This window comes from Kaistia sp. SLG-1, from assembly GCF_059699055.1.
The window spans coordinates 1566979-1592514 of sequence record NZ_AP048544.1; the positions used below are offsets into that span (position 1 = coordinate 1566979).

Sequence of the window (25536 nt, forward strand, 5' to 3'; positions counted from 1 at the left end):
TCGCGAAGCGAGGAAATCGCGGCAGGCTATTCTCGAATATCGGCAGGGCGTTTCATTATTTGGAAGAAATCCGGGAAGCTCGGGCAAGACGGTCCTTGGCCGCACGGCTGACGCTTGGTCGCGCTTCCGGGCGCGCGGGCGCCGATCTAGAAGCCGACCACCAGTGCCCCGCCGGTCAGGCCGGCGCCGGCGGCGGCCAGCAGCAGTTTCTCGTGACGCCGAAAGGGATCGGCATTGTGGGCAACCGATAGGGACAGGGGGATCGTCGCTGCCGACGAATTGCCATAGTCGGCGATGGTCTTGACGATGCGTGCATCCTCGATGCCGAGCGACTTGCTGACGGCGTCGAAGATGCGGGCATTCGCCTGGTGCGGCACGAAACGGTCAATATCCGACGCCGAAAGGCCCGCCGCCTCCAGAGCCTCCAAGGAACAGCCGCTCATCATCTCCACCGCCCTGGCGAAGACGTCGCGGCCGTTCGCGATCGTCATGCGCGTTTCGAGGATGTCGGTCTCTTCCGCGAAGGGTCGGTTGCTGCCGCCGGCCGGAATCTGGATCAGGCCATAGGCGGAGCCGTCCGAGGCGAAAGAGGCGCCAAGGATGCCGTGGCCGGGATCGTCGGACGGCGCCAGCACCACGGCGCCGGCGGCATCGGCGAACAGCACGGCGCTCGCCCGCTCGGTCGGATGGATCCTACGGCTCAGTATGTTGGCCGCGATGACGATGGCCGGCTTGTTGTGCAGGCGCACGAAGCCGTCGGCGAAGCTCAGGGCGTAGAGGAAGCCCGCGCAGGCGCCCGCGAGGTCGATCCCGCCTGCCCTTGCGAGGCCGAGCTTGTGCGCGACGAGCGGCGCGCTCGGCGGCAGCAGGTGATCCGGCGTCGATGTCGCGAGGAGCAGCAGGCCGATGTCCCTGCGATCGATGCCGGCGGCCTTGAGCGCGATGTCGCCGGCCTCGGTCGCTAATCCGGAAAGTGTGTCGCCGGGCTCGGCCCAGAAGCGCGAGCGGATGCCGGTGCGCCGCTCGATCCAGCCCGCCTCCAGCCCGAGGTCGGCCTCGATCTCGGCATTTTCGACTCTGCGCGCTGGTACGTGATGTCCGAGGCCGATGATCCGCGCCGTGCGGTTCATCGCTCATCGCCCGCGAGCCCGGCCGCCTCGTCGATGGCGTCGTAGAGCCGGTCGAGTTCGTTCGATGTCACGCAATAGGGCGGCAGCACGTAGAGGACGTTGCCAAGCGGCCGCATCAGCAATCCGCGCTCGAGGAAGAAGCTGCGCAGCGCCGGGCCGACCTCAGCCAGATAGCCGGCGCTGCCGACGCGAAGCTCGAGCGCCGCGATGGTGCCGGTCGTGCGCACATTCTCGAAGCGAGGATCTCCGTCGAACCGGGCAACCCGCTCCGCCTGCATCCGCGCCAGCGCTGCCACGCGCTCCGCCACCGGCTCGTCGTTCCAGATCTCGACATTGGCGAGCGCCGCGGCGCAGGCGATCGGGTTCGCCGTGTAGGAGCTCGAATGGAAGAAGGTCCTCGCCCGGTCGCTGGAATAATGCGCGCGAAAGATCGCGTCGGTGGCAAGCGTCGCCGCGAGCGGCAGCGAACCGCCCGTCAGGCCCTTGGACGTGCACAGGATATCGGGCGCGACCCCCGCCTGCTCGCAGGCGAACAGGCTGCCGCAGCGGCCCCAGCCGGTCATCACCTCGTCGGCGATCAAGAGCGTTCCAGAGGCTTCGGCAATGCGCTTCAGTTCGGCGAGGACGGAGGCCGGATACATCTTCATGCCGCCGGCGCCGAGCACCAGCGGCTCGACGATCAGCGCGGCGACGTCGCGGTCGCGCGCCAGCTTCTCGAAGGCGTCAAGCGTTTCCTGCTCCCTGCCCGCCGCCGGGAAGGGGATCGTGTCGACCTGAAACAGCAGCGGCTCATAGGCGGCGTTAAAGACGCCGCGCGCGCCGACGCTCATCGTCCCGATGGTGTCGCCGTGATAGCCGTGCTCCATGACGACGATGCGCGACCGTGGCGCGCCGTTGTGGCGGTGAAAGCCGAGCGCCATCTTGAGCGCCACTTCGACGCTGGTCGAGCCGCTGTCGGAATAGAAGATCCAGTCGAGGCCCGCCGGCGCCATCTCGACCAGCGCCGAAGCCAGTCGTTCGGCCGGCTCGTGGCTGAGGCCGGCGAAGATCACCTGGTCGAGCGTCTCGGTCGTGTGCCGGATGGCTTCCTGGATTTTCGGGTGGCGGTGGCCGTGGGTGATGACCCACCAGGAGGAGATCGCGTCGAGCAGGCGCTTGCCGTCCTGCGTCTCGACATAGGCGCCCTCGGTCCGCGCGATCATCGGCGGCGCCGGCTCGATGGCATGCTGGGTGAAGGGATGCCAGACGGCGGAGCGGCTCATCGCGGGATCTCCATGAAGTCGGACCGTGGACGGCGTGTTTCGGTCATCGCGATCGGCGCCGTCATCGTGGCTCCCATGCCTCGGCAAGGGCATCGAACAGGGCCGAGACCTCGTCCTCGCCGACATTCAGCGTCAGCGAGACGCGCAGCCTCGCCGTGCCCTCGGGCACGGTCGGCGGGCGGATGCCGCGCACGTCGAACCCGCGCGACTGCAGCGCCTGCGCCAGAGCCATGGCGCGGGCATTGTCGCCGACCAGGATCGGCAGGATCTGCGAACCGCTCGCTGGCAGGCCGAGGTCCTCGGCCCGCTTGCCGGCCAGCGCGACCAGCCCCGCCAGCCGCTCGCGGCGATCCGGCTCGTCAGCGACGATGTCGAGGGCGGTCGCCGCCGCCACCGCCATCAGAGGCGAGGGCGCGGTGGCATAGATGAAGGGCCGGCAGCGGTTGACCAGATAGTCGCAGAGGATCGCGGGCGCGGTGACCAGCGCGCCGGACGCGCCGAGCGCCTTGCCGCAAGTATGCAGCACCACGACATTGTCGCGACCTTCGAGGGCGTGCGCGAGGCCGCGCCCGCCCGGGCCATAGACGCCGGTGGCATGCGCTTCGTCGATGAACAGGAAGGCGTCGTGACGCTCCGCGACCTCGGTGAGTTCGCCGAGCGGAGCCCGGTCGCCGTCCATGCTGTAGAGGCTCTCGACCGCGATCCAGGCTTGGCCGGTGCCGCCCCGCGCGCGCCAGCTCCGGATCACGTCGTCCACGGCGTTCGCATCGTTGTGCGCGACTTCCGTCGCTTCGGCCCGGCCGGCTCGCGCTCCCTCATGCGCGCTGGCATGGATGAGTTCGTCCAGCACGACCAGATCGCCCTTCTGCGGCAAGGTCGTCAGCACCGCGAAATTGGCGACATAGCCGCCGCCGAAGAACAGCGCCCGCTCGGCGCCGAAGAAGCCGGCCGCTTTCGCTTCCAGCGCCTCGTGTTCGGGATCGTTGCCGCGCAGGAGCCGCGAGCCGGTCGCCCCGACCGGCGTACCGGCGGCGAGCGCCGCCGCGACCGCCTCCGCCATGCGCTTCGATCGCGCCAGGCCGAGATAGTCGTTGGAGGAGAAATCGGCGCCGGCGCGGTCGCGGAGCGTCCGCAACCGGTCCTTGCGGGCCAGCCCGCGCAGGCTGGTCTCGTAGCGGTCGAGCATGGCCATACTGTTTGCCAACCTGCTGGCGCGTGGATCGAAGGCTGTCTTCTATGGGTAATCCAGCCCGATATCCAGGATCGGCGCGCTGTGGGTGATCCAGCCGACGGAAATCAGGTCGACGCCGGTCGCCGCGATGGCCGGGGCCGTCTGCGCCGTTACCCGGCCGGAGGCCTCGGTGGTCGCGCGGCCGCCGACCCTCGCCACCGCCTCGGTCAATTGCGCGACGGACATGTTGTCGAGCAGCACCGCGTCGATGCCGGCTGCCAGCGCCAGGTCGAGCTGCTCCAGCGTATCGACCTCCACCTCGATCCGGACCATGTGGCCGACGCCGGCGCGCGCCCGTTCGATGGCGGTGCGGATATCGCCTGAGATCGCGATGTGGTTGTCCTTGATGAGCACGGCGTCGTCGAGGCCGAAGCGATGATTGCCGCCGCCGCCAGCGCGCACGGCGTATTTCTCCAGCGCGCGCAGGCCCGGCGTGGTCTTGCGGGTGCAGACGATGGTGGCCTTGTGGTCCCGCACGGCTTCGACCACCGTCGCGGTCTGGGTGGCGATGCCGCTCAGATGGCAGAGGAAGTTGAGCGCCGTCCGCTCGGCCGTGAGCAGGGCGCGCGCCGGTCCGTGCACCGTCGCGACGACATCGCCGGCCGCGAGAACGGAGCCGTCCCGCTTGGCCACGCTGATTTCGATCCTGGGGTCGATCAGCTCGAAGGCGAGGGCGGCGACGTCGAGGCCGGCGAGCACGCCCGGCTGACGCGTTGCGAGCACCATCGTCGCGGTCGCATCGGCCGGGACGATCGCGTCGCTGGTGAGATCGCCGGCGCGGCCGAGATCCTCAAGCAGGGCGGCGCGCACCAGCGGCTCGATCATCACGCGCGGCAGCGGGGTCAGGGGCATGGTCAAGCGCTCCGGTCGAGCCGCGCTTCCGCGGCGGATGGGATGTCGGCAACGGCTGCTGCCGCCTGGAAGGTTTCGTCGATCGTCAGCCGCAGCGAGCGCGGCTGGGCATCGCGTCCGGGGAAATCATTCCGGAGGTGCGAGCCCCGGCTCTCCTCGCGACGCAGGGCGGCAATGGTGATCATCAGCGCGACGAGGGCGGGGTCCGAGGCGGCATCGTCGCCGGTGGCGATCGGTGCCAGAACTCTCGCGGCTTCGCGCAGCGTCTCTCCGTCCCGTTCGATGCCGAGCGCCTTCGAGGCGATCTGGCGGATGCGAGAGGGATCGGGTCGCCCCGGCACGATCGCCGGCATCGGCCGTCTCGGCGTGCCCGGCGACGCGGCGGCGACGCTCGCGGCGGTCCATGCGGCTGATGTCGCCGCCTCGATGAGCGAGTTGCTGGCGAGGCGGTTGGCCCCGTGCAGCCCGGTGCGGGCGATCTCGCCGCAGGCCCAGAGGCCGCGAAGCGAGCTGCGGCCGTCGGCATCCACCGCCACGCCGCCCATGTGATAATGCGCGGCGGGACGCACGGGGATCGGCTCGATGGCGGGATCTATGCCGGCTTCGCGGCAGAGCAGGGCGATCGCCGGGAAGCGCTCGGCAAATCGCGGCCCGAGACACTGCCGCGCGTCGAGGAACACGCGATGCCCGGCGGCGAGCTGGCGCCAGACGCCACGCGCAACGACGTCGCGCGGCGCCAGTTCTGCGCCCGGCGTGTCGGCGAGGAAGCGCCGGCCGCGCTCGTCGACGAGAACCGCGCCTTCGCCGCGCACCGCTTCGCTGATCAACGGCATCGGACGCTTCGGGCCGTCGAGCGCGGTCGGGTGGAACTGGACGAATTCGAGATCGGCGAGCTCCGCGCCGGCGCGCGCGGCAAGCGCCAGACCCTGGCCGAACGAGCCGAGCGGGTTGGTCGTATGGTCGAACAGGCCGCCTATGCCGCCGGTCGCAAGCACCACGCGGCCGGTCGAAAGCGAGATCGCCTCGTTGTTGCCGACGGCGAGCACGCCGGTGATCTCGCCGTCCTCGAAGAGCAGGCGCCGCACTTCGACGCCTTCGAGAACCGCGATCGAGGGTGTTCGTCTGACCGCCGCGGCGAGCGCGCGGATGAGCTCGCGGCCCGTGGAGTCGCCGCCGGCGTGGACGATCCGCCGGCGCGAATGCGCGGCTTCGAGCCCGAGCCGAAATGCGCCGTCGGGAGCACGGTCGAAGGCGACGCCGAGCCGCGCGAGTTGGTCGATCGCCTGCGGCGCCGCCTCGACGACGCGCTTCACCGCCGCCTCGTCGCAGAGCCCGTCGCCGGCGGCGAGCGTATCGGCGAGATGCAGGCCCGGGCTGTCGTCGCGGGCGAGGCTCGCGGCAACGCCGCCCTGGGCGAGGATGCTGGAGGAGGGGCCCTCCAAAGGCGAGCTTGTGATGAGAACGACCGGTTCCGGGGCCAGATGCAGCGCCGTCATCAGCCCCGCGATACCGCCGCCGATGATGACCGGCCGGCCGTGGAGGTCGCGCGCGGTCATAGGACGAGCATCCTCTCGACCGCAAGGCGTGCGCGATCGGCGACGCCGGGATCGATCTCCACGACGTGGCGGTTCTCCTCGAGCGCCGTGCGGATGTTGGCGAGCGTGATGCGCTTCATGTGCGGGCAGAGATTGCAGGGCCGCACGAAATCGACGTCGGGATGCTCGACGGCGACATTGTCGCTCATCGAGCATTCGGTCACCAGCACGACGCGCGCCGGCTTGTACCTGCCGACATAGTCGGACATCGCCGCGGTCGAACCGGCGAAATCCGCCACCGCGACGACCTCCGGCGGGCATTCGGGATGGGCGAGCACGGTGACGCCGGGATGCGCTTCGCGCAGCTCGTGGATGTCGGCGGGCGTGAAGCGCTCATGCACCTCGCAGTGGCCCTTCCAGGCGATGATCTCGACCTTGGTCTGCGCCGCGATGTTCTGCGCCAGATATTCGTCGGGCAGCATGATGACGCGCGGCACGCCGAGCGATTCCACCACCGCCAGCGCATTGCCCGACGTGCAGCAGACGTCGGATTCGGCCTTCACCGCGGCGGAGGTGTTCACGTAGGTCACGATCGGCACGCCGGGATAACGCTGCCGCATCAGCCGCACGTCAGCCGCGGTGATGGATTCGGCCAGCGAACAGCCAGCGTCCTGATCCGGAATGAGCACCGTCTTGCCGGGATTGAGGAGCTTGGCCGTCTCGGCCATGAAGTGCACGCCGGCGAGCACGATGACGTCGGCATCGACCGTCATGGCCTTGCGCGCCAGCGCCAGGCTGTCGCCGACGATGTCGGCCACGCAATGGAAGATCTCGGGCGTCTGGTAATTGTGCGCGAGGATGACGGCGTTGCGCTCGCGCTTCAGCGCCAGGATGGCGTCGATGTCGTCGGTGAAAGCAGGCCATTCCACCGGCGGAATGACCCGTCGCACGCGATCATAGAGCGATGCGGCGGTGGGGAGTGAGACAGACATCGGCGCCTCCATTATTCTCAAAGAGAGTATAATTTCGACATATACTTACTTTGAGAATAAGTACCGTCAAGCGCGCGGGAGTGGCAATTTCGTGCCCGCGGCAACCCGCTCGTCGAGGACGGCGTGGCGGAAGCGGAACAGCTTCGCCGGCCGCCCGACCGTGTCGGCGGTGGTCCCTCCGGCTTCCTCGACCAGATCCTGCTGCTCGATGAGGCGGCGGAAGTTCGGCTTGTGGACCAGCCTTCCGGAGAGCGCTTCGACGGCGCGCTGCAGCTGGAGAAGGGTGAAGACGGGCGGCATCAGCTCGAAAACGACAGGCCGGTATTTGATCTTGGAACGCAGCCGCGCGATCCCGGTCGCCAGGATGCGGCGATGATCGGCGATCATCGGGACCCCGGGTATCGGCGGGGAAGCGCTCCGCTCCGTTCCGCGCATCGCCTCCTCGATCAGGCCCGCCTCATAGAGGAGCTCGTAGCGCTGCAGGACGAGCTCTTCGTTCCACTCGTGACCATCCATGCCGAAGACGATCGCGGCGCGACGCTGGCGTTCGCGCCGCTCCGCGTCCAGCTCCGCGCCGTCCGCCCAGGCCAGCAGGCGCGGTTGCAGAATGTTGGCAAGAATGAGCGGAATCCCGGAGCGATGGTCTTCCCAGGGGAAGTAGTCATACCAGCTCCGCCAGGCGCGCTTGCCCGATGCGTCGGCGTTGTCGGCACGCGTCAGGGCCAGATAGCTGATCGAGATCACCCGCTGCTGGCGCTGCTCGCCGATCCGGTCGCGGTCGGCGAAGGTGTAGAGCTGCTCGATATAGCCGAGCTGATGGCCGGTCTGGTGTTCCACCCAGGTTCGGAGACCGAATTGAAGCGAGCGATGGCCGAGCTCGAAAGGTCCGGAGGGCAGGGCATTGGCCTGGCCGACGGTGAGAACGCTCGGCCCGTGATCGGTCATCGCCACGACCACTGCGATCAGGTCCACATTCGCATCGAGAGCTTTGCCGGAGGGGCCTTCTTTGCTGGTGGTGGCTCGCTGGTCCTGCATGATCTCGCGAATGTTTCGGCCGACCTCCTGTCGGGCGCCTGAATCGGGTCGTCGCGAAGGTGTACTGCGCCCGTCGATCCGTCAACGTGGCTGGACGACGGAGGCTGGATGGAGCCGTTGGGCCTGTGAACGGCGCGCTCAGCGCGCCGGCAGGTAGTCCAGACCGGGATCGATTTTCGTCGGGCGACCCTCGAGGAAGAGCTCGCCGATGCGCGGTGCACTTCGGGAGATTACCTTGCCGCCCTTCACGACCCAAAGTCGCGTCGGCTTGAGCCGGAGCGCCTCGACGACATCGGCGGCCTGAAGCACGATGAGATCGGCGTTGCAGCCGACCTCCAGCCCGTAGCCTTCGAGCCCCATGGTCTTCGCCGAGTTCACCGTCAGCGCCTCGAAGATCTTCTGCTTGTCCTCGATGCCGCCCATCTGCGCCACATGGATGGCCATGTGGCCGACTTCCAGCATGTCGGCGGAGCCCATCGAGTACCAGGGATCCATGGTGCAGTCCTGGCCGAAGGTGACGTTGAGCCCCGCGTCCATCAGCTCGCGCACGCGGGTCATGCCGCGGCGCTTCGGATAGGTATCGTGGCGCCCCTGCAGCATGATGTTGATCAGCGGATTGGGGATCACGTTGATCTCGGCCTCGGCCATCAGGGGGATGAGCTTCGAGACGTAGTAGTTGTCCATCGAGTGCATGGATGTCAGGTGCGATCCCGCCACCCGTCCCTGCAGGCCGTGGCGCACGGTCTCGGCCGCCAGCGTCTCGATATGGCGCGACATCGGGTCGTCGCTCTCGTCGCAATGGATGTCGACGGGAAGCCCGCGCTCGGCGGCGATGCGGCAGAGCGCCTCCAGCGAGCGGCGGCCATCCTCCATCGTCCGTTCGAAATGCGGAATGCCGCCGACGATGTCGAGGCCCATGTCCAGCGCGCGCTGCAGGGATTTTTCGCCGTCGGCGGCGCGGTAGTAGCCGTCCTGCGGGAAGGCCACGAGCTGCAGATTTATGTAGGGGGCGACCCGCTCGCGGACCTCGATCAGCGCCTCCGCCGTGACCAGCCTCGGATCGGAGGTGTCGACATGGCTGCGGATGAACAGCAGGCCCTGGCTGACGGCGAGGTCGCAGTAGCGCAGCGCGCGTTCGACCAGCGCTGCCTTGGTGAGAAGCGGGCGCAGCTCGCCCCAGAGCGCGATGCCTTCCAAAAGGGTGCCGGAGACGTTCATGCGCGGCAGACCGAGCGAAAGCGTCGCGTCCATATGGAAATGCGGATCGCAGAAGGGCGGGCTCACCAGCCTGCCGGTCGCATCGATCTCCTCTTTCGCCGACGCCTCGAGATGCGTCTCGATCGCGGTGATTTTGCCGTCGGCGAGGCCGATATCCAGGCCCTGGCGACCATCGGGCAGGTTGGCGTTTCGGAGGATCAGGTCGAACATGCTTGGCTTTCTCCGTTCAGCGCTCGCCACGCCGATAGGGTTGCATCAGGGCCTGCGGTACGCGGGCGCGCCGCGCCATGATGGCGAGCGCCGCGATCGACAGGATGTAAGGTATCATTAGGAATAGCTGATAGGGCACGGTTCCGCCCAGCGCCGTCTGCAGGCGCAGCTGGAAGCCGTCGAAGAAGGCGAAGAGCAACGCGCCAAGAAGCGCCCGTTCCGGCCGCCAGGAGGCGAACACCACGAGCGCGATGCAGATCCAGCCGCGCCCCTGCACCATGGTCGGAAAGAAGCTGTTGAAGGCCGCGAGCGTCAGGAAGGCGCCGGCCATTCCCATCAGAGCGCTGCCGACGATTACGGCGCCGTAGCGCACCACCATCGGGTTGATCCCCTGCGCCTCGGCCGCATGCGGGTTCTCGCCCGTCATGCGGATCGCAAGGCCAAGCGGCGTGCGGAAAAGGACATAGGCCAACACGAGGGCGAGCAGGATCGCCAGATAGGTCGGAGGCGTCTGGGCGAAGAAGGCGGGACCGAGTACGGGCAGGTCGCTCAGGCCGGGGATGGCAATCGGCTGGAACGGGGTGATGGTCGGCGGCGTTCCGGCAACCGGCACGGCCAGACGGAAGACGTAATAGCTGAAGCTTCCCGCGAACAGCGTCACGCCGAGCCCGGCCACATGCTGCGACAGTCCGAGCGTGACCGTCAGGCCCGCATGCAGCAGCCCGAAGACGCCGCCGGAGAGAGCCGCCAGCAGGAAGCCAGTCCAGAGGTCCGCGCCGTTGTAGACGGCGAGCCAGCCGATCATCGCGCCGAAGGTCATGATGCCTTCGATGCCGAGATTGAGTACGCCCGAGCGCTCGCACAACAAGGCGCCGAGCGTGCCGAGGATCAGCGGCGTTGCGATCCGGAGCACTGCCGCCCAGAGCCCGGCAGAGGCCAAGATGTCGAGGATGGCGCTCATCGACGGATCCTGTATTGGGTGAAGAAGACGGCGACCAGCATGGACAAGAGCGACAGCGCCACGATCACGTCGGCGATGTAGCTCGGAATTCCGAGGCTTCGGCTCATGCCGTCCGCTCCGACGAACATGGTGGCCGTGAACAGTCCCGCGAGCACGACGCCGAGCGGGCTGAGATTGGCCAGCATGGCGACCACGATGCCGGAATAGCCGTAGCCAGGCGAGAGGTTGGTCGTGACATAGCCCTGGACGCCCATGACCTCGACCGCGCCGGCAAGGCCGGCAAGACCGCCGGAGATGCAGGCGACTGCCACGAGGGTTCTGCCCAGCGGCACGCCGGCGAAGGCGGCCCCCTGCGGGTTGATGCCGGCGGCGCGTGATTGCATGCCGAACACCGTGCGCGACTGGACGAAGGCGAGGACGAACGCCAGCACGATGGCGATCACCAGGCCGAGATGGAGCCGCGACCGGGCCAGGAGCTTCGGCAGCATGGCGGCATCGGATACCGATTGCGACTGGGGCCAGCCGAAGGCCGTGGGATCCTTGAGCACCGTGTCGATCAGCATCGACACGAAAAGCACGGCGACGAAATTGAGGAGCAGGGTCGTCACGACCTCGTCGACGGAGAAGCGCAGCCTCAGCCAGAGCGGCACGAGCAGAAGGATCATGCCGGCGACGGCGCCGAAGAGGAGCAGCAGCGGGATCTGCACGATCGAAGGCCAGGTGCCGAAGAGATGCGAACCCGCCCAGGCGGCGGCGATGGCGCCGAGATAGAGCTGCCCCTCCGCGCCAATGTTCCAGAGCCGGGCGCGGAAGGCGACGGCAGCGGCAAGGCCTGTGAGGATCAAGGGTGTTGCGCGGGTCAGCGTCTCGGTCGCCGACAGGCGAGATCCGAACGCGCCCACCAGAATGCGCCAATAGGCTTCGAGAACCGGCGCGCCGGCAATGGCGATCAGGACGCCCGCAATGGCGAGAGCCGCGGCGATCGCGATCAGCGGCGTCGCGATGACGAGCGCGACCGGGCGGTGTTCCCGCCGTTCAAACCGCATAGGTCACCTCGTTCTCCCATTCGCCTGCCATCATCAGTCCGAGTTTTCGCGCCGATGCCTCTTCGGCTGAGATCGGTGGCGAAAGCCTGCCGCCGACGATGGCCTGGATCCGATCGGCGAGCGCCATCACCTCGTCCAGGTCCTCCGAGATCAGCAGCACGGCCGTTCCCTGCCGCCGCGCGTCCAGGAGGCGCTCGTGAACGGCTGCGACCGCACCTTCGTCCAGCCCTCGCGCCGGTTGCGCCGCCAGCAGGATCCGCGGCCTTTCGATCAGGTTGCGCCCCAGGATCAGCTTCTGCATGTTGCCGCCGGAGAGCAGGCGAATGCGGCTCGCCGGTGTTCCGCCGCGGACGTCGAACTGGTCGATGATCTCTTGCGCAAAGGCGACGGCGCGCTTGCGATCCACCAGCCCACGGCCCGAGAACGAAGCCAGCCGTTCGAGGATCGCGTTTTCCCAGATCGCCATTTCACCGATGGCGCCTTCCTTGTTCCGGTCTTCCGGAATGCGGCCGATCCCGGCCGCGACGACGTCGGCGACCGAAAGGGCATCGACCGCCTGGCCGTACAGCAGCAGGTCGCCGCTGGCCTTCGCGGTCGTGCCCGACAGCAATTGCGCCAGGGCGGCCTGTCCATTGCCGGAAACGCCGATGATGCCCAGCACCTCGCCGGCGCGAAGCCGGAAATCGATCGCCTTCAGCCTGTCCACGCCGCCGGAGCGAACGGTCACGGCAGCCGCCTCGAGGACTAGTTCCCCCGGTGTCGACGGCTCGCGGACAGGTCGGGTCACGGTACGGCCGACCATCAGCTCGGCGAGTTCGGACTTGCTGGTCTCGGAAGCCCGGCGTTCAGCAACGTGGCGGCCGCCGCGCAGGACAACCACGCGGTCGGCCGTCGACATGACCTCGTCCAGCTTGTGGGAGATGAAGATCAGCGACAGGCCATGCGCCGCCATATCCTTCAGCGTCGCGAAAAGCCGCTCGGCCTCGATCTGGGTCAGGACCGCCGTCGGTTCGTCGAGGACGAGAATCCGTGCCTCGTTGTAGAGCGCCTTCAGGATCTCGACCCGCTGCTGCTCGCCGACGGAGAGATCGCCGAGCCTTGCGTCCGGATCCACCTTCAGGCCGAAGCGCTGCGATATGGCGAGCAGCTTGGCGCGCGCCTCGGCCCGGTGCGAGCGCGGCGACCACAGGCTTTCCGTCCCGGTCGTGACGTTCTCGATCACGGTGAGGTTCGGCGCCAGGGCAAAATGCTGGTGAACCATGCCGATGCCGGCGCGGATCGCCGCGCGCGGCTTGCCCTGCGGCAGTTCCTGCCCATCGACCAGGACATGGCCGCTGTCCGGCACGTAGTGGCCGAACAGAATGCTCATCAGCGTCGTCTTGCCGGCGCCGTTCTCGCCGAGCAGCGCGACGATCTCGCCCTTGCCGAGCGTCAGCGAGATGTCGTCGTTGGCAAGCGTCGTGCCGAACCGCTTGCTGACGCCGACGATTTCGAGAACCGGCTTGTTCATGCGGGCAATCCTGCGACGGGCAATCCTGCGACGGGAAAGCGGTGCTGCCAGCGACCTTCCTGCTCCAGCGACGCGGCAAGCGCCAGCAGAAGCCGGTCATGCCCCATGGGGGCCAGAAGCTGGATCGGCAGCGGCAGACCCGCCGCATCCGCGCCAAACGGCAGGGTGATCGCCGGAAAGCCCGTGATGTTGGCCAGCGACGCCAGCGGGGCGAAGGACGTCATGCGCCGGACCTGCAACTCGGTATCCTCATGGTCGAACGGGAAGGATCCTAGCGGAAGCGGGGCGCTCGACAACATTGGCGTCAACAGGCAATCGACCTCGTCGAAGATGTCCCAGAGCGCCCGGCCGGCATGGATGCCGGCATCGAGCGACGCCCAGAGGGATTGGGCGGCCAGCGCCTGACCCCTGCGGATGAAGGCCCGGGTGAGGGGCTCGGCCTTCCGCGCATCCAGAGCCGCCGCGTCGACGAAATTGGCAAGATTGACCGCGACGATATCCGCGAACGCCCGACCGCTGGCGGCGACGGCGTTTTCAAGCCGGCTCCAGGCGATCGGCACGATGGCATGGCCTTGGGCTTCCAGCGATTTCGCGGCCGCCTCGACCGCAACGGCGCGCTCGGGATCCAGCGGAAATTCACTGCCGAAATCGCTGACGACGCCTATTCGCAGCGGGCCGGATCTTGGCTCGGGCAGAAACGGATCCGCGAACGGGCCGCGCGCCGTGCCGCTCGCGGCTTGGAACACCGTGGCGAGATCTCTCGATGAGCGGCAGATCGCGAGCTCGCTGGCGATGCCGCCGAGATGGTTGCCGAAGCCGGGGCCGGCCGGCATGGCCCCGCGGGTCGCCTTCAGGCCCACCAGGCCGCAGCAGGCCGCCGGAACCCGGATCGACCCCCCGGCGTCGGTGGCGTGGGCGATCGCAACGATGCCGGCGGCGACGGCCGCCGCCGCGCCACCGGAGGACCCGCCTGATGTCAGGGATGGATCCAGCGGATTGCGAGCGAGCGGCCCGACTGCGGGCTCGCTGGACAGCGACAGACCCATTTCGGGCACGGTGGAAAGTCCGAAGAAGCAGAGGCCGGAGGCGCGAAGGCGCGCGGCAAGGTCGGAGTCGGGCTCCGCCGAGCGCCGATCGAACATGCCGGAGCCGGCCGCGACCGGAAGCCCGAGAAACGGACCGCCGAGATCCTTGGCGAGGCTGGGAACGCCGGCGAAGGGCACACGGCCGGCCGCGTCATCGCGCAGCCGCTCGTCGATCGTCCGCGCTGTTTCCAGCCCAAGGTCCCGGTCGAGATAAGCGATGGCACCGAGGTCGGACCGGCGCTCAGCCTCATCGAGCGCGGCCTGCATAGCCTCCAAGGCACTGAGGCGACCCAAGCGGATCGCCTCAGCCAAGGACGTTGCATCATCCTGCATGGCCGAACTCTATTGCTTGGGCTCGTCCATGACCCTGGGCACTTCGAACGTACCGGCCTTGATCTCGGCGCGCTTGGCTTCCATGGCCGCCTCGGCATCCGCCGGCGCCACGCCCTTGACGTAGGCGATGTCGCTGCCGCCCTCTTTCATCAAGCCATAGGCCGTATAATCGCGGCCGGTCGGCTTGCCGGCAGCGGCGTCCGCGATGGCGGCGTTGAGGATCGGGCGGAAATTCCAGAGCGCGTTGGCAAAGACCGTATCCGGGTAACGCGGCGTGTAGTCGATGAGCGAGCCGACCGACTTGATGCCGCGCTCCTTGGCCGCGTCGGCCGTGCCGATACGCTCGCCGAACAGGATGTCTGCCCCGGCGTCGATCTGGGCAAGGCCGGCTTCGCGCGCCTTCGGCGGATCGAAGAAGGTGCCGATGAAGGTCACCAGAAGCTTGGCGTCCGGATTCACCGACTTAACGCCCGCCCCGAAGGCATTGATCAGCATGTTGACTTCCGGGATCGGCATGGCGCCGACGGCGCCGACGATGTTGGTCTTCGTCATCTTGCCGGCCAGCATGCCGGCTAGGTAGGCGCCGTCAAAGTTCCAGGTGCCGAACACGCCGAAATTGTCACCCGACGGCTTGCCGCTCGAGCCCATGACAAAAGCGGTTTCCGGATAGTCGGCGGCCACTTCGCGGGCCTGCTTCTCGACCGGGAAGGTCTCGCCGATGATCAGCTTCGCGCCCTGTTCCGCATATTCGCGCATGGCGCGGGGATAGTCGGTGCCGGAAACGCCTTCGGAGAAGACGTATTCGATGATCCCCTCCGAATCCGCATCCTGAAGTGCCTTGTGCAGCACCGAATTCCAGGCATTCTCGACCGGTGAGCCGTGGATGCCGGCGACCTTGATCTTGTCGGCGGCGCGAGCGGAGGGAAGGTATGCGAAGGCGCCGAGTGCGAGGCCCGACGCAAGAACGCCGCGCCGAGACATCAGAATTTTGCTGGCCATTATCTGTTCCCCAGTTTTTACCAACTGGTGAAAATCGTTAGCCAGCGCCTAAATTGGAGTCAAGGATATGATGTGCGCATAAATTGCGCATATCTGTTCGATTTAGTGCAATTATATAAATGTATTTGAGAACAAGGTGTTGGCGAGAGCGTATTGGGCGAGCAGAGGGTGCGCGAGCCTTCGAAAAGTCCGCCGATGGCTTGTTTCATTCGCTGCCTTAAACTTCATCGTCGCAACTTCGATTGATCCGATTGGCAGTTTTCTACTTCTGGTTTCGAGGCCGGGATAGCCGCTTCGTCTCGATCCGTCGTCAAAGCAAAGTAGTATCGGGTCCAGAAATTCTGTCCTGCGAAGCGTCTTCCGCAAAGTAGCTGTCGGTGCAGGCGCGGCTCAATTCCGCGTGACCGCGTGGCTTGGGATCCAGCGTTCCAACGCGCGGGACGCACCGTTTGCTCCTCAGTGTGTGGCGTAAATAGTGGCGTATTTGACATTTGAGACAAGCCGGCTTGGGCCTAGGTGAGAGGTGTCAACATCCAAGGAGCCCAGCATGGGTAAGTCGCTTGAAGGGAAGATCGCAGTCATCACCGGCGGCAGCGCCGGCATAGGCTTCGCGACGGCCAGGACGTTCGTCGACGAGGGCGCCTATGTCTTTGTTACCGGGCGACGACAGGCCGAACTCGATGCGGCGGTTGCGGAGCTTGGGCCGAACGCACTGGCCGTCCGGGCCGACGCGTCCAGCCTCGCGGACCTCGATCGACTCTATGCCGAGGTAAAGGACCGCAAGGGACGGATAGACATCCTGTTCGCCAATGCTGCGGCGGCGGAGACGGCGCCGCTCGGATCGATCACCGAGGATCACGTCGATCGTCATCTGAGCGTCAACGTGAAGGGGACCGTGTTCACGGTCCAGAAGGCGCTCCCGCTTCTGGTCGACGGCGGCTCGATCATCCTCATGTCGTCGGTTTCGGCCTTCACCGCCGATCCGGGGCTCAGCATCTACTCGGCAACGAAGGCGGCGATCCGCAGCTTCGCGCGCTGCTGGGCGCTCGATCTGAAGGAGCGGAAGATCCGCGTCAACGCGATCAGCCCGGGTTCGACGGAAACCGCGGGTCTCGCCGGGCTCGCCGGCCCGGGTGGCAACGTGCAGGGCCTGTTCGACTATCTCGGTGGACGGATCCCCCTCGGTCGCCTGGGCCAGCCGAGCGAGATCGCGGCGGCGATCGCCTTCCTCGCTTCGGACGCGTCGAGTTTCGTCAACGGGGCCGATCTTCAGGTCGATGGCGGCGCAGAGCAGATCTGAGTATCCGGAGGCCCCCGACGGCCACGCTACGGCTGTCGGTGGGGCCTCCTTTCGGGGCGATCCTCAGATCGTCCGACGCTGCGCCAGGGCGTAGCGCTTCGCAGGCTCGGCGCGCGACAGGTTCGGCCCCAGCGCGGCGCGGGCCTGCTCGAAGGCGTCCCAGTCGGACTTCTCGGGAAGCGACGGGATGGTGACGAGTTCGCCCTGTTCGAGGCCGGCGAGGGCGGCGTCGACCATGTCTTCGGCCGACATCACGATCGCCTCGGGCAGATGCTCGAGCGGCGTGCCCGCGATCTCCCAGAAATCGGTCGCGGTCGCACCCGGCAATACGGCCTGGACGCGAACGCCCTTCGCGCCCAGCTCATGATGCAGCGATTGGGAGAAGGCGAGCACGAACGCCTTGCTGCCGCCGTAGACGCCGTTCAGCACCTCCGGCGCGATGGCGACGATCGAGGCGATGTTGATGATCGTGCCTTCGCCGCGTGCCACGAAGGCGGGAGCGGCGGCATAGGCGAGCCGGGTCGGCACTAGGACGTTGAGCGTGATCATCTGCTCCATCTTCGCGATTTCGGACTGGAGCAGCGGCGCGGTTGCGCCGACGCCGGCATTGTTGATCAGCAGCGTGATGCTGGCATCCGTCTTCAGGACCGCTTCGACCCGGGCGAGATCGGCCGGGTTCGTCAGGTCGGCGGCGATCACGTCGACCGATCGTCCGTGTTTCTCGATGAGCCGCGCGGCGATCGTGCGCAGCCGCTCGGCGTTGCGCGCCACGAGAATGAGGTCATAGCCGGCGCTCGCGAGCCGGTCGGCATAAACCGCTCCAATGCCCGAGGACGCGCCGGTGATAAGGGCTGTGCCCTTCCGTGTGGTGGTGGTCATAGCTGGTTCCTCTATCCGGCCCTTGCCGGGATAGGCGGAACGTAAGCGCGCTGGCCTTTGTCTCAAATGTCATATATGCCACTTTTTATGACAGATATCGTCGTCGGAGGCTGGAATGCGCACGATCGGAATTGTCCTGAGCCCGAACTTCCAGCTTCTGAGCCTTTCGGTCATGACGGGGTTCGAAATCGCCAACACGCTGCGTGGCGAGCGGGAGTACGAGCTGCGCTATCTGTCGGAACATGGCGGCCCGGTCGTCAGCTCCACATCGCTCCCCGTCGTCACCGAGGCCTTCAGCGGTTCCTACTGCGATACGTTGATCGTGCCGGGTGGCATGGCGCCGGAAAAGGCCAGTCCGGGACTGCTTGCCTATCTGCGGGAGGCCGCAACGATATCGCGCCGCGTGGCGGCGACCTGCATGGGGGCCTTCATCGTCGCGGAGGCCGGCTTGCTCGATGGCAAACGCGCGACGACGCACTGGGCGTTTGCGCGCGCCTTCCAGAAGGAATACCCGGCGATCAAGGTCGAGGAAGACCGCATCTTCATCACCCAGGGCAATATCTGGACTTCGGCCGGCATGACGGCGGGGCTGGATCTGGCCCTGGCCCTGATCGAGCAGGATCTCGGATCGGATTTGTCGAAGGCCGTTGCGAAAAACCTGGTCGTGCACCATCGCCGCAGCGGCGGGCAGTCGCAGTTCTCGGCGCTTCTGGAGCTTTCGCCAAAATCGGACCGCATCCAGACGGCCCTGATGTATGCGCGCACGCATCTGCGGAACGAGCTGTCGGTCGAGGAACTCGCGGATGCGGCCCGCCTGAGCCCCAGGCAGTTCAGTCGGCTCTTCAGCGCCGAGACCGGCCAGTCGCCGGCGAAGGCCGTCGAGCTCCTGCGTCTGGAAGCAGCCCGCGACATGATCGAGAGGGGAAGCCACGCCATCGAAACGGTGGTGCGGGAAGCCGGCTTTGGCGACCGCGAACGGATGCGCCGCGCCTTCCTGCGCGTCTACGGCCAACCGCCCCAGGTGGTGCGACGGCAGGCCCAGTTGTCGAGGGAGGACGTCGTCTGAAGCTGTCGGGCGGCTTTGGGGGATTTGCGCGCCTTGGGCCGTCGTCAGACTCCGAAGCGAGTTCAAATGGCGCTCACCCTTTGCACTCGATTTATGATTGCGAAGAATGCGCGCCGTCTACTCCGGTGTTCGCGGCATCGAGCTTGAGTTGGTCCGCCATGCGAACCAGCTCGGCAAGCGAACCGGCCTGCATCTTCTGCATGACCCGCGCCCTGCGAACCTTCACCGTGACTTCCTTGACGCCGAGTTCAGAGGCGATCTGCTTGTTCAGGAGCCCCCGGACGACCCGGTTGAGCACGTCGCGCTCGCCGGCGTTGAGGTTTTCCCAACGTCGTTGAAGCTCCGAGGAAATCCGTGCCTGGTCCAGCCTCTGCTGATCCCGGGCGATGGCAATCTGCACCGCGTCGAGCAGATCGTGATCACGGAACGGCTTCGTCAGAAAGTCGATGGCCCCGTCCTTGATGGCCTTGACGCCCATGGCGATATCGCCGTGGCCGGTGATGAAGACGACGGGAATCCGGATGTCGAGGCTCTCCATCTGAAGGTGGAAATCCGTCCCGCTTTGCTCGGGCATCCGGACGTCGAGAACGAGGCAGGCCGGACCCGTCGTGCGCGCGTGGTCCAGGAACTCGCGAACAGAGGAAAATGCCACGGCCTGCAAGGCAACCGAGGCGAAGAGATCCTCGAGCGACACCCGCATCGAGCGATCGTCGTCGATGATATAGACGACGGGGCGGGGAGGGTTCGGTGCAGTCATACCGTCGCTCCCGTCGCCTTCACGTTGAAGAGGAAAATCACGCCCGGCCCGCCCGCGACCGGTTGCGTCCAGATGTGTCCGCCATTGTTCTCCACGATCGCGCGGCTGATGGTCAGGCCGAGGCCGAAGCCTCGTTCCTTCGTCGTCCAGAAGGCGTCGAACAGATGCTGCGCCGTCTCGGACGAGAGGCCGGGTCCGTTGTCCGAGATCGAGAACCGGATCGTTCCTGCCTTTTCCAGTTCGGTCGCGATCGCGAGCCGGAGCGTGCGGTCGGGGAGGGCCGACGCGGCCTCCATGGCGTTCAACACCAGATTGCCGACGACCTGCTGGATCTGGACCCGATCCGCGAATGCCGCCGGCAGCCCTTCTGCCAGCGACAGGGAGACTTCCGCGCCGGTTCGGATCATGTCGCCTTGCGACAGCTCCAGGACTTCGCGGACCGCCTGGTTGAAATCGAATTCGGCCTTGCGCGGCGCCTCGCTTCTCGCCATGCCGCGCACGCGGGCGAGGATATCGCTGGCCCGGTTCGCGTCGCTGGCAATCCGCTCGACCGCCGCCAGGGCTTTCTCCACATTGGGCGGTTCCTGCGCCAGCCAGCGGCTGCACGCGCTGGCGCTGGTGGCAATCGCCCCGAGCGGTTGGCTGACCTCATGCGCGATGGAGGTCGTCAATTGGCCGAGCGTCGTTAGCCGGGCCATCCGCAACAACCGTTCGCGCGCCTCATGCGCCGATTGTTCCGCGGATTTCAGCTTCAGGCCCAGATAGGCCGTCACCCCGATGACCACCACGCTGATGGTCGTGTTGATGATGCCGACCTCATAGGCGCCGGAACGGGTAAGCTCGAAACTCACAAGGGTCAGCAGGACGCTGGCGCCCGTCAGGATGACGACCGTGCGGACCGAGAGAAATCGCGTCGCGATCAGCAGGACGGCCGTGTAGAGGACGGCCGCCGCGACGGCGTAGTCGGTCACCGTATCGACGACGAAAATCACCGTCATCAGGGCGATCAACATGGCAAGCACGACCGTCGACCGCGAAATCGCGGGGACGCGTGATACCGCCTTCCTCAGCATGGCCCGGCCTTTCGAATTGTCACCCCGGATGCCTCACGTCCCAGCGACGATCCGTTTCCATCCAAGCTTCTTGCAGCATGACGGCCGATACTAACCTCTAAGCGCCTGCGATGCGCCAGCGTGCCGAGGTGATGCGCGGTTCCAGGCTGAGCCGGCCGATGATCTGCTCGAGAAGACGATGCTGCCGGTCGTCGGCGTAGATCGAGGCGCAAACCTCGACGCGATCGGTGTCCTCGATATTGGTGCTCTCCAACTCGCGGATGTGGAGCCGGTCGCCGAGGTCGCGCAGGAGCAGGGCCCGGACATGGGCTTCCGCCTCGCCATGGCAGATGATGCTGATGGCATAGCTGTTGTCGCCTTCGCTTTGGCCGATCGCCTGCCGGTCCAGCAGGCGAACCAGCGGCCGGAGCAGGCCATTCACCGCGATGACGAATGCCGTGGCGATGGCCGCATGGAAGAAGAAGCCGGCGCCGCAAAGCGTGCCGATCGCCGCGGAACACCACAGGGTGGCCGCGGTATTGAGCCCCCGGACGTTTAATCCTTCCTTGAAGATGATGCCCGCGCCGAGGAAGCCGATCCCCGAAACGACCTGTGCCGCGACGCGTGTCGGACTTGCATCCCCCGGGAACAGGCCGGCGAAGACCACGAACATCGATGCCCCGAGAGCGACCAGCGTGTTGGTGCGCAACCCGGCCATCCGCTGGTGCAATTGCCGCTCGAAACCGATCAGGCCACCCAGGAGAAACGCGCTGCCCAGAGCGGCCACCGTCGGCAAGAGACTTTCCCAATTCGCGTCCATCTTCGCCTGCTACCAACGACTTTTGCGGAGAAGCCTTATCGAGGTCCGGTTCAGGCGATTGGCCCAGCGGAACAGCAGGCCCAGCTCGGCGCGGCTGAGAAAGCCGCTTCGAGCCAGCTTCATCGTCACCTCGAACAGCTTGTGCGAAGCGGCGGCCATCAGCCAGCACAACCACCGCTCGATGCGGCAGCGCATGCGCGCCAGAAAGCCCTTGGGACGCTTGTGGGATGGCTCCGCAGCCGGTCGGTACGGTGGGGGCGTGCGACGCGGCGCCGGCGAAGACGCGGAGGTATCGACGAACGCCAGAGCGAACGGGGCATCGCGCATGGCTGGTCTCCTTTGACCCTTCAGGATTTTCGCGGGATTGGCGATGGCGGACGGCGACGATCGCCACCCGCCATCGCGTTTGTTTCCGGTCAGCCGATCACAGCCACTGGCGGAAGCGGCGGATGTAGAAAGTCTTCATGGTCTGGGCGACGAGGCAGTAGCTGAGCAGCGTTCCGGCCAGCCAGGGGAAGTATTCCCACGGCAGCGGCTGCAGGCCGACCATCGCGCCGAGCGGCGAGAACGGAATGTAGATGCCAAGGACGCAAACTAGCCCGGTCATCAGCATCACCGGCAACGCCGCCGTGCTCTGGATGAACGGAATCTTCTGGGTGCGCAGCATGTGCACCACCAGCGTCTGCGACAGCAGGCCCTCGATGAACCAGCCCGACTGGAACAGCGACTGGTGCTCGGGAGTATTGGCCGCGAAGACGAACCACATCAGCGCGAAGGTCGTGATGTCGAAGATCGACGACGTCGGTCCGATCCAGATCATGAAGCGGCCGATGTTCCTGGCGTCCCACTTGCGCGGCTTCTTCAGGAACTCCTCGTCCATCCGGTCCCAGGGCAGCGACAGCTGCGAGATGTCGTACATCAGGTTCTGGATGAGGAGATGGATCGCCAGCATCGGCAGGAAGGGAATGAAGGCGCTCGCCACCAGCACCGAGAACACGTTGCCGAAGTTCGAGCTCGCGGTCATGTTCAGGTACTTGATGATGTTGCCGAAGGTCTCGCGTCCCTTGATGACGCCTTCCTCCAGGACCATCAGGCTCTTTTCCAGAAGGATGATGTCGGCCGATTCCTTGGCGATGTCGGTGCCGCTGTCGACCGAGATGCCGACATCGGCATCGCGGAGCGCCGGGGCGTCGTTGATGCCGTCGCCCAGGAAGCCGACCGTATGGCCGTTGGCCTGCAGGGCCTTCAGCACGCGCGACTTCTGCAGCGGCGTCAGCTTGGCGAAGATCGTCCGTTCCTCGACCGCGACGCGAAGCGCGTCGTCGTCGAGCTTCTCGATCTCCCGGCCCAGAAGCGGGATGCCCGGCTCCAGGCCGACCTCGCGGCAGATCTTCGTGGTGACGACCTCGTTGTCGCCGGTCAGCACCTTGACCGTCACGCCATGGGCGGCGAGAGCGGCGATGGCCGGCCCGGCCGTCTCCTTCGGCGGATCGAGGAAGGTGACGAAGCCCCGGACGACGAGATCCCTCTCGTCGCTGATGGTGTAGCGAGCCTTCGACTCGACATCCGGAATGTCGCGCGTGGCCAGCACCAGAACGCGGAAGCCGTCGGCGTTGTAGGCCCGCGCCATGGCAGCCAGCCGCGCGCGCTCGGCATCGCCGAGATCGCGCGTGGCATCGCCGTCCCGGACACGGGTCGAGATCGACAGCATCTCCTCCACCGCGCCCTTGCAGACGAGCAGCTGGCTTCCCTTGCCGTCCTCGACCACGACCGACAGCCGCCGCCGGACGAAGTCGAAGGGCAGTTCGTCGACCTTGCGATAGGCCATCGCGGAATGCAGGATCTCGGGCGACCGCTCGGCGAACTGGACCACGGCCTGATCCATCAGGTTCTTGATGCCGCTCTGGTGATGGCTGTTAAGCCAGGCGAGCCGGAGCACGCTGCCGTCGCGCTTGCCCTCGACATCGACATGATGCTCCAGGATGATCTTGTCCTGGGTCAGCGTGCCGGTCTTGTCCGTGCACAGCACGTCCATCGCGCCGAAGTTCTGGATGGCGTTGAGGCGCTTCACCACGACCTTGCGCCGCGCCATGGCCACCGCGCCCTTGGCTAGGTTGGACGAAACGATCATCGGCAGCATTTCCGGCGTCAGGCCGACGGCGACGGCCAGCGCGAACAGGAGGGCCTCCATCCAGTCGCCCTTGGTCAGCCCGTTGATCAGGAAGACGATCGGCACCATCACCAGCATGAAGCGGATCAAAAGCCAGCTCACGCTGTTGACGCCGCGGTCGAACGCCGTTTCCGCCCGCGACCCGACGATCGCCTTGGCCAGCGAGCCGAAATAGGTTCGCGTTCCGGTCGCCACGACGACGGCCGTGGCGGTGCCGGAGACCACGTTCGTGCCCATGAAGCAGATGCTGGGCAGATCGAGCAGGCCGGCCTGGTCGTCGGCGATGGCGGCTGCCGACTTTTCGGCGACGGCCCCCAGCGTGTCGTACTTCTCGACGGGCAGCGCCTCGCCGGTCAGCGCCGCCTGGCTGACGAATAGGTCGCGCGACTCGACGAGGCGGACGTCGGCCGGGATCATGTCGCCGGCCGAAAGCCGCACGATGTCGCCCGCCACGATCTGCGCCATCGGGACTTCGCGGATTTCCGGCCGAGACGTCGCAGTTGCGCGGCGCACCACGGTCGCCGTGGTGCGCACCATCGCCTTCAGCGAATCGGCGGCCTTGCCGGAGCGGTATTCCTGCCAGAAGCGGAGCAGGGCGCTCAGGATCACCATGGTGACGATGATGGTGACCCCGGTGAAGTCGGGATCCTCGCCCTCGCGCAGCGGCAGGATGATATCCGTGACCGCGTTGATGGCGGCCAGCACGATCAGCACCGCGATGAAGGGGTTCTTGAACGCCAGCAGGAATTGAACGAGCGCGTGCGGCCGCTTGTCGTGCGCCACCTCGTTCGGTCCGGACTCGGCAAGACGGCTCTCGGCTTCGGCGAAGGTCAGGCCGTCGAGACGGCCGTCGACGTTCGCAAGCGTCATGTCGATGTCGTTGCGGGCCTCGATGACCGCCCGCATCGACAGTTTGCGGTTGTCCAGCTTCTCGGCCTTCAGCGAGGCTGGTTTTACGGCAGTGTTCATTGGCGTGATCTCCTGCCGCACGTCACGGCAACGACGCCGAGCTTTCGACAGGAAAGCTCGGGCCGAGCGGCGAGGCGCGGTCGGTGGGGTTGAAGGATCTCTTGGGAAGGTCGGCCGCCGTCGGCAGGCCGCGCGCGGCTAGGCTTGCGGCGCGCCGGGAGGCTGTTGCCGTCGCCCTGGCAAGGGCGTGCCGATCCTGCGCCCCAACCGATGCAGGCGGAGGCGCAGGATGACCGAGGCGAGCATCAGCGCGAGGACGATCGAGGTCGCCGTGCCGGCCAGGAGCGAGGTCATCGGAACGACCCCGTCCCGCGCGATGGCTGGACCGCGGCGAGGATCAAGCCCGCGCGCTCGATCCAGGGGCGGGACAGCCATTCGGCGATCTCATCACCGTCGGTCGTCCACCGGCATTCGACCCGGCCCGTGTCGGGATTGACCGACCAGACGGCCACGGGCCGTGGGTCCGTCGAGGCCGATTTGGCGCGGAACGTCAGGAAGGACGGCGCAGCGGCCGCGGCTCCGATTTTGGGGGAGAAAGCGCTCGCGGAGAAGAAGCGAGCGTTGTTGCGAGCGGATACGCTCCGCGAGGCGAAGAATACGAGGTTCATGTCTCACTCCTTGACGCGCCGCGCCGGCCGTCAGGGCGAGACCGATTTCTCAGACCCGACCGAATGGCCCTTGCGGCACGTTTATTCGACTACTGTCGCTGGGCATTTCAGGGTTTCCATTTGACTGTCGGAGGACTTCGCCGTCCGAACGCCGCACCAATATCAAGGCGATCGATGTACATCCATCCCAAAAGCGGTGCTTGGGAAAGGCAATCGAATAGGGCGTATATACCAAAGGATATCATCGACTTGCGGTTGCCAAGCCGTCCCGGTGGGGGCGGGGTTTCTTAGGCCCTTGCCGCGCCAGATCTCGGTCGGATTGCGGGGAGCAACGGCCACATCATGGCCGCTCGCGGCTTGAAGCGCTCCAGAAAGCCGATCCCTCGGGCGATCGATCTTTCCCGGAGCGTTCTCGCGGGTCCGCGCCCGACGCGTCCTGGCGCCGCCATGCCTGCTGCTTCGCTTGTCGTTCGGCGGCTCAAATAGGCGTCACCCGATTATCAATCGGTCAAAACC

The 25536-nt window shown here is 66.5% G+C and carries 24 protein-coding genes; 3 read left to right on the forward strand and 21 right to left on the reverse strand.

From position 1 onward, the window contains the following. Positions 1 to 146 precede the first annotated feature (146 nt). From bioZ to AC6HZP_RS06960, 7 genes are all read right to left on the reverse strand, one after another. A complete protein-coding gene (gene bioZ / locus AC6HZP_RS06930) occupies positions 147 to 1130 on the reverse strand; it encodes a 3-oxopimeloyl-[acyl-carrier-protein] synthase BioZ (protein WP_497525958.1) in 984 nt (327 codons plus the stop codon). After that, positions 1127 to 2392 carry an adenosylmethionine--8-amino-7-oxononanoate transaminase gene (locus AC6HZP_RS06935; RefSeq protein WP_497525959.1) on the reverse strand — a complete coding sequence of 422 codons (1266 nt, stop codon included), beginning with the start codon at positions 2390 to 2392 and terminating at the stop codon, positions 1127 to 1129. The genes bioZ and AC6HZP_RS06935 overlap by 4 nt, the downstream gene beginning before the upstream one ends. A 61-nt stretch (positions 2393 to 2453) precedes the next feature. Beyond that, positions 2454 to 3584 (reverse strand): 8-amino-7-oxononanoate synthase, encoded by a 1131-nt coding sequence (locus AC6HZP_RS06940; protein WP_497525960.1) that lies wholly within the window; start codon positions 3582 to 3584, stop codon positions 2454 to 2456. A 42-nt stretch (positions 3585 to 3626) separates the two neighbouring features. Next, a complete protein-coding gene (nadC, locus tag AC6HZP_RS06945; RefSeq protein ID WP_497525961.1) occupies positions 3627 to 4475 on the reverse strand; it encodes a carboxylating nicotinate-nucleotide diphosphorylase in 849 nt (282 codons plus the stop codon). Positions 4476 to 4477: 2 nt separating this feature from the next. Continuing rightward, on the reverse strand, positions 4478 to 6031 hold the full coding sequence (locus AC6HZP_RS06950) for an L-aspartate oxidase (RefSeq protein WP_497525962.1): 1554 nt from the start codon (positions 6029 to 6031) through the stop codon (positions 4478 to 4480). After that, positions 6028 to 7002, reverse strand: a complete 975-nt coding sequence (nadA, locus tag AC6HZP_RS06955) for a quinolinate synthase NadA (protein ID WP_497525963.1) — start codon at positions 7000 to 7002, stop codon at positions 6028 to 6030. Before nadA ends, AC6HZP_RS06950 begins: the two co-directional genes overlap by 4 nt. Before the next feature lie 66 nt (positions 7003 to 7068). Beyond that, positions 7069 to 7947: an NUDIX hydrolase gene (locus AC6HZP_RS06960; RefSeq protein WP_497526748.1), complete on the reverse strand. Its 879-nt coding sequence runs from the start codon at positions 7945 to 7947 to the stop codon at positions 7069 to 7071. Between AC6HZP_RS06960 and AC6HZP_RS06965 the strand changes: the two genes are divergently transcribed. Beyond that, a complete protein-coding gene (locus AC6HZP_RS06965; protein WP_497526851.1) occupies positions 7870 to 8079 on the forward strand; it encodes a hypothetical protein in 210 nt (69 codons plus the stop codon). The two genes, AC6HZP_RS06960 and AC6HZP_RS06965, sit on opposite strands and share 78 nt — an antisense overlap. A 96-nt stretch (positions 8080 to 8175) precedes the next feature. On the opposite strand, the gene AC6HZP_RS06970 is transcribed toward AC6HZP_RS06965, so the two are convergent. The 6 genes from AC6HZP_RS06970 to AC6HZP_RS06995 are packed head-to-tail and all read right to left on the reverse strand — an operon-like array spanning position 8176 to position 15399. Beyond that, positions 8176 to 9465: an amidohydrolase family protein gene (locus AC6HZP_RS06970; RefSeq protein ID WP_497525964.1), complete on the reverse strand. Its 1290-nt coding sequence runs from the start codon at positions 9463 to 9465 to the stop codon at positions 8176 to 8178. A 16-nt stretch (positions 9466 to 9481) separates the two neighbouring features. Further along, on the reverse strand, positions 9482 to 10426 hold the full coding sequence (locus AC6HZP_RS06975) for an ABC transporter permease (protein WP_497525965.1): 945 nt from the start codon (positions 10424 to 10426) through the stop codon (positions 9482 to 9484). After that, positions 10423 to 11472 (reverse strand): ABC transporter permease, encoded by a 1050-nt coding sequence (locus AC6HZP_RS06980; protein WP_497525966.1) that lies wholly within the window; start codon positions 11470 to 11472, stop codon positions 10423 to 10425. Before AC6HZP_RS06980 ends, AC6HZP_RS06975 begins: the two co-directional genes overlap by 4 nt. Next, on the reverse strand, positions 11462 to 12982 hold the full coding sequence (locus AC6HZP_RS06985; RefSeq protein ID WP_497525967.1) for an ABC transporter ATP-binding protein: 1521 nt from the start codon (positions 12980 to 12982) through the stop codon (positions 11462 to 11464). Before AC6HZP_RS06985 ends, AC6HZP_RS06980 begins: the two co-directional genes overlap by 11 nt. Beyond that, positions 12979 to 14400 carry an amidase gene (locus AC6HZP_RS06990; protein ID WP_497525968.1) on the reverse strand — a complete coding sequence of 474 codons (1422 nt, stop codon included), beginning with the start codon at positions 14398 to 14400 and terminating at the stop codon, positions 12979 to 12981. Before AC6HZP_RS06990 ends, AC6HZP_RS06985 begins: the two co-directional genes overlap by 4 nt. A 9-nt stretch (positions 14401 to 14409) precedes the next feature. Further along, positions 14410 to 15399, reverse strand: coding sequence for a BMP family protein (locus AC6HZP_RS06995; protein WP_497525969.1), 990 nt, complete (start codon positions 15397 to 15399; stop codon positions 14410 to 14412). Positions 15400 to 15946: 547 nt separating this feature from the next. Between AC6HZP_RS06995 and AC6HZP_RS07000 the strand changes: the two genes are divergently transcribed. Continuing rightward, positions 15947 to 16699: an SDR family NAD(P)-dependent oxidoreductase gene (locus tag AC6HZP_RS07000; protein WP_497525970.1), complete on the forward strand. Its 753-nt coding sequence runs from the start codon at positions 15947 to 15949 to the stop codon at positions 16697 to 16699. 63 nt (positions 16700 to 16762) lie between these two features. Here the strand turns inward: AC6HZP_RS07000 and AC6HZP_RS07005 are convergent, their stop codons facing one another. Then, positions 16763 to 17578: an SDR family NAD(P)-dependent oxidoreductase gene (locus tag AC6HZP_RS07005; RefSeq protein WP_497525971.1), complete on the reverse strand. Its 816-nt coding sequence runs from the start codon at positions 17576 to 17578 to the stop codon at positions 16763 to 16765. A gap of 115 nt (positions 17579 to 17693) precedes the next feature. Here AC6HZP_RS07005 and AC6HZP_RS07010 point away from each other — a divergent pair, with 115 nt between their 5' ends. Next, positions 17694 to 18644, forward strand: coding sequence for a GlxA family transcriptional regulator (locus AC6HZP_RS07010; RefSeq protein ID WP_201402919.1), 951 nt, complete (start codon positions 17694 to 17696; stop codon positions 18642 to 18644). 91 nt (positions 18645 to 18735) lie between these two features. Here AC6HZP_RS07010 and AC6HZP_RS07015 read toward each other — a convergent pair whose 3' ends face one another. From AC6HZP_RS07015 to AC6HZP_RS07045, 7 genes are all read right to left on the reverse strand, one after another. After that, entirely contained in the window at positions 18736 to 19401 is a 666-nt protein-coding gene (locus AC6HZP_RS07015; protein ID WP_497525972.1) for a response regulator transcription factor, read from the reverse strand. Beyond that, the gene (locus tag AC6HZP_RS07020) at positions 19398 to 20474 is read right to left on the reverse strand and encodes a sensor histidine kinase (protein WP_497525973.1); all 1077 of its coding nucleotides are present in this window, start codon (positions 20472 to 20474) and stop codon (positions 19398 to 19400) included. The genes AC6HZP_RS07015 and AC6HZP_RS07020 overlap by 4 nt, the downstream gene beginning before the upstream one ends. Positions 20475 to 20571: 97 nt before the next feature. Beyond that, positions 20572 to 21273 (reverse strand): MgtC/SapB family protein, encoded by a 702-nt coding sequence (locus AC6HZP_RS07025; protein ID WP_497525974.1) that lies wholly within the window; start codon positions 21271 to 21273, stop codon positions 20572 to 20574. Between the two features lie 9 nt (positions 21274 to 21282). Next, positions 21283 to 21600, reverse strand: coding sequence for a hypothetical protein (locus tag AC6HZP_RS07030; RefSeq protein ID WP_497525975.1), 318 nt, complete (start codon positions 21598 to 21600; stop codon positions 21283 to 21285). Between the two features lie 97 nt (positions 21601 to 21697). After that, a complete protein-coding gene (gene mgtA, locus AC6HZP_RS07035; protein ID WP_497525976.1) occupies positions 21698 to 24412 on the reverse strand; it encodes a magnesium-translocating P-type ATPase in 2715 nt (904 codons plus the stop codon). A gap of 138 nt (positions 24413 to 24550) precedes the next feature. Further along, on the reverse strand, positions 24551 to 24706 hold the full coding sequence (locus tag AC6HZP_RS07040) for a hypothetical protein (protein ID WP_497525977.1): 156 nt from the start codon (positions 24704 to 24706) through the stop codon (positions 24551 to 24553). After that, positions 24703 to 25020, reverse strand: a complete 318-nt coding sequence (locus AC6HZP_RS07045; RefSeq protein ID WP_497525978.1) for a hypothetical protein — start codon at positions 25018 to 25020, stop codon at positions 24703 to 24705. The genes AC6HZP_RS07040 and AC6HZP_RS07045 overlap by 4 nt, the downstream gene beginning before the upstream one ends. Between the last annotated feature and the right edge of the window lie 516 nt (positions 25021 to 25536).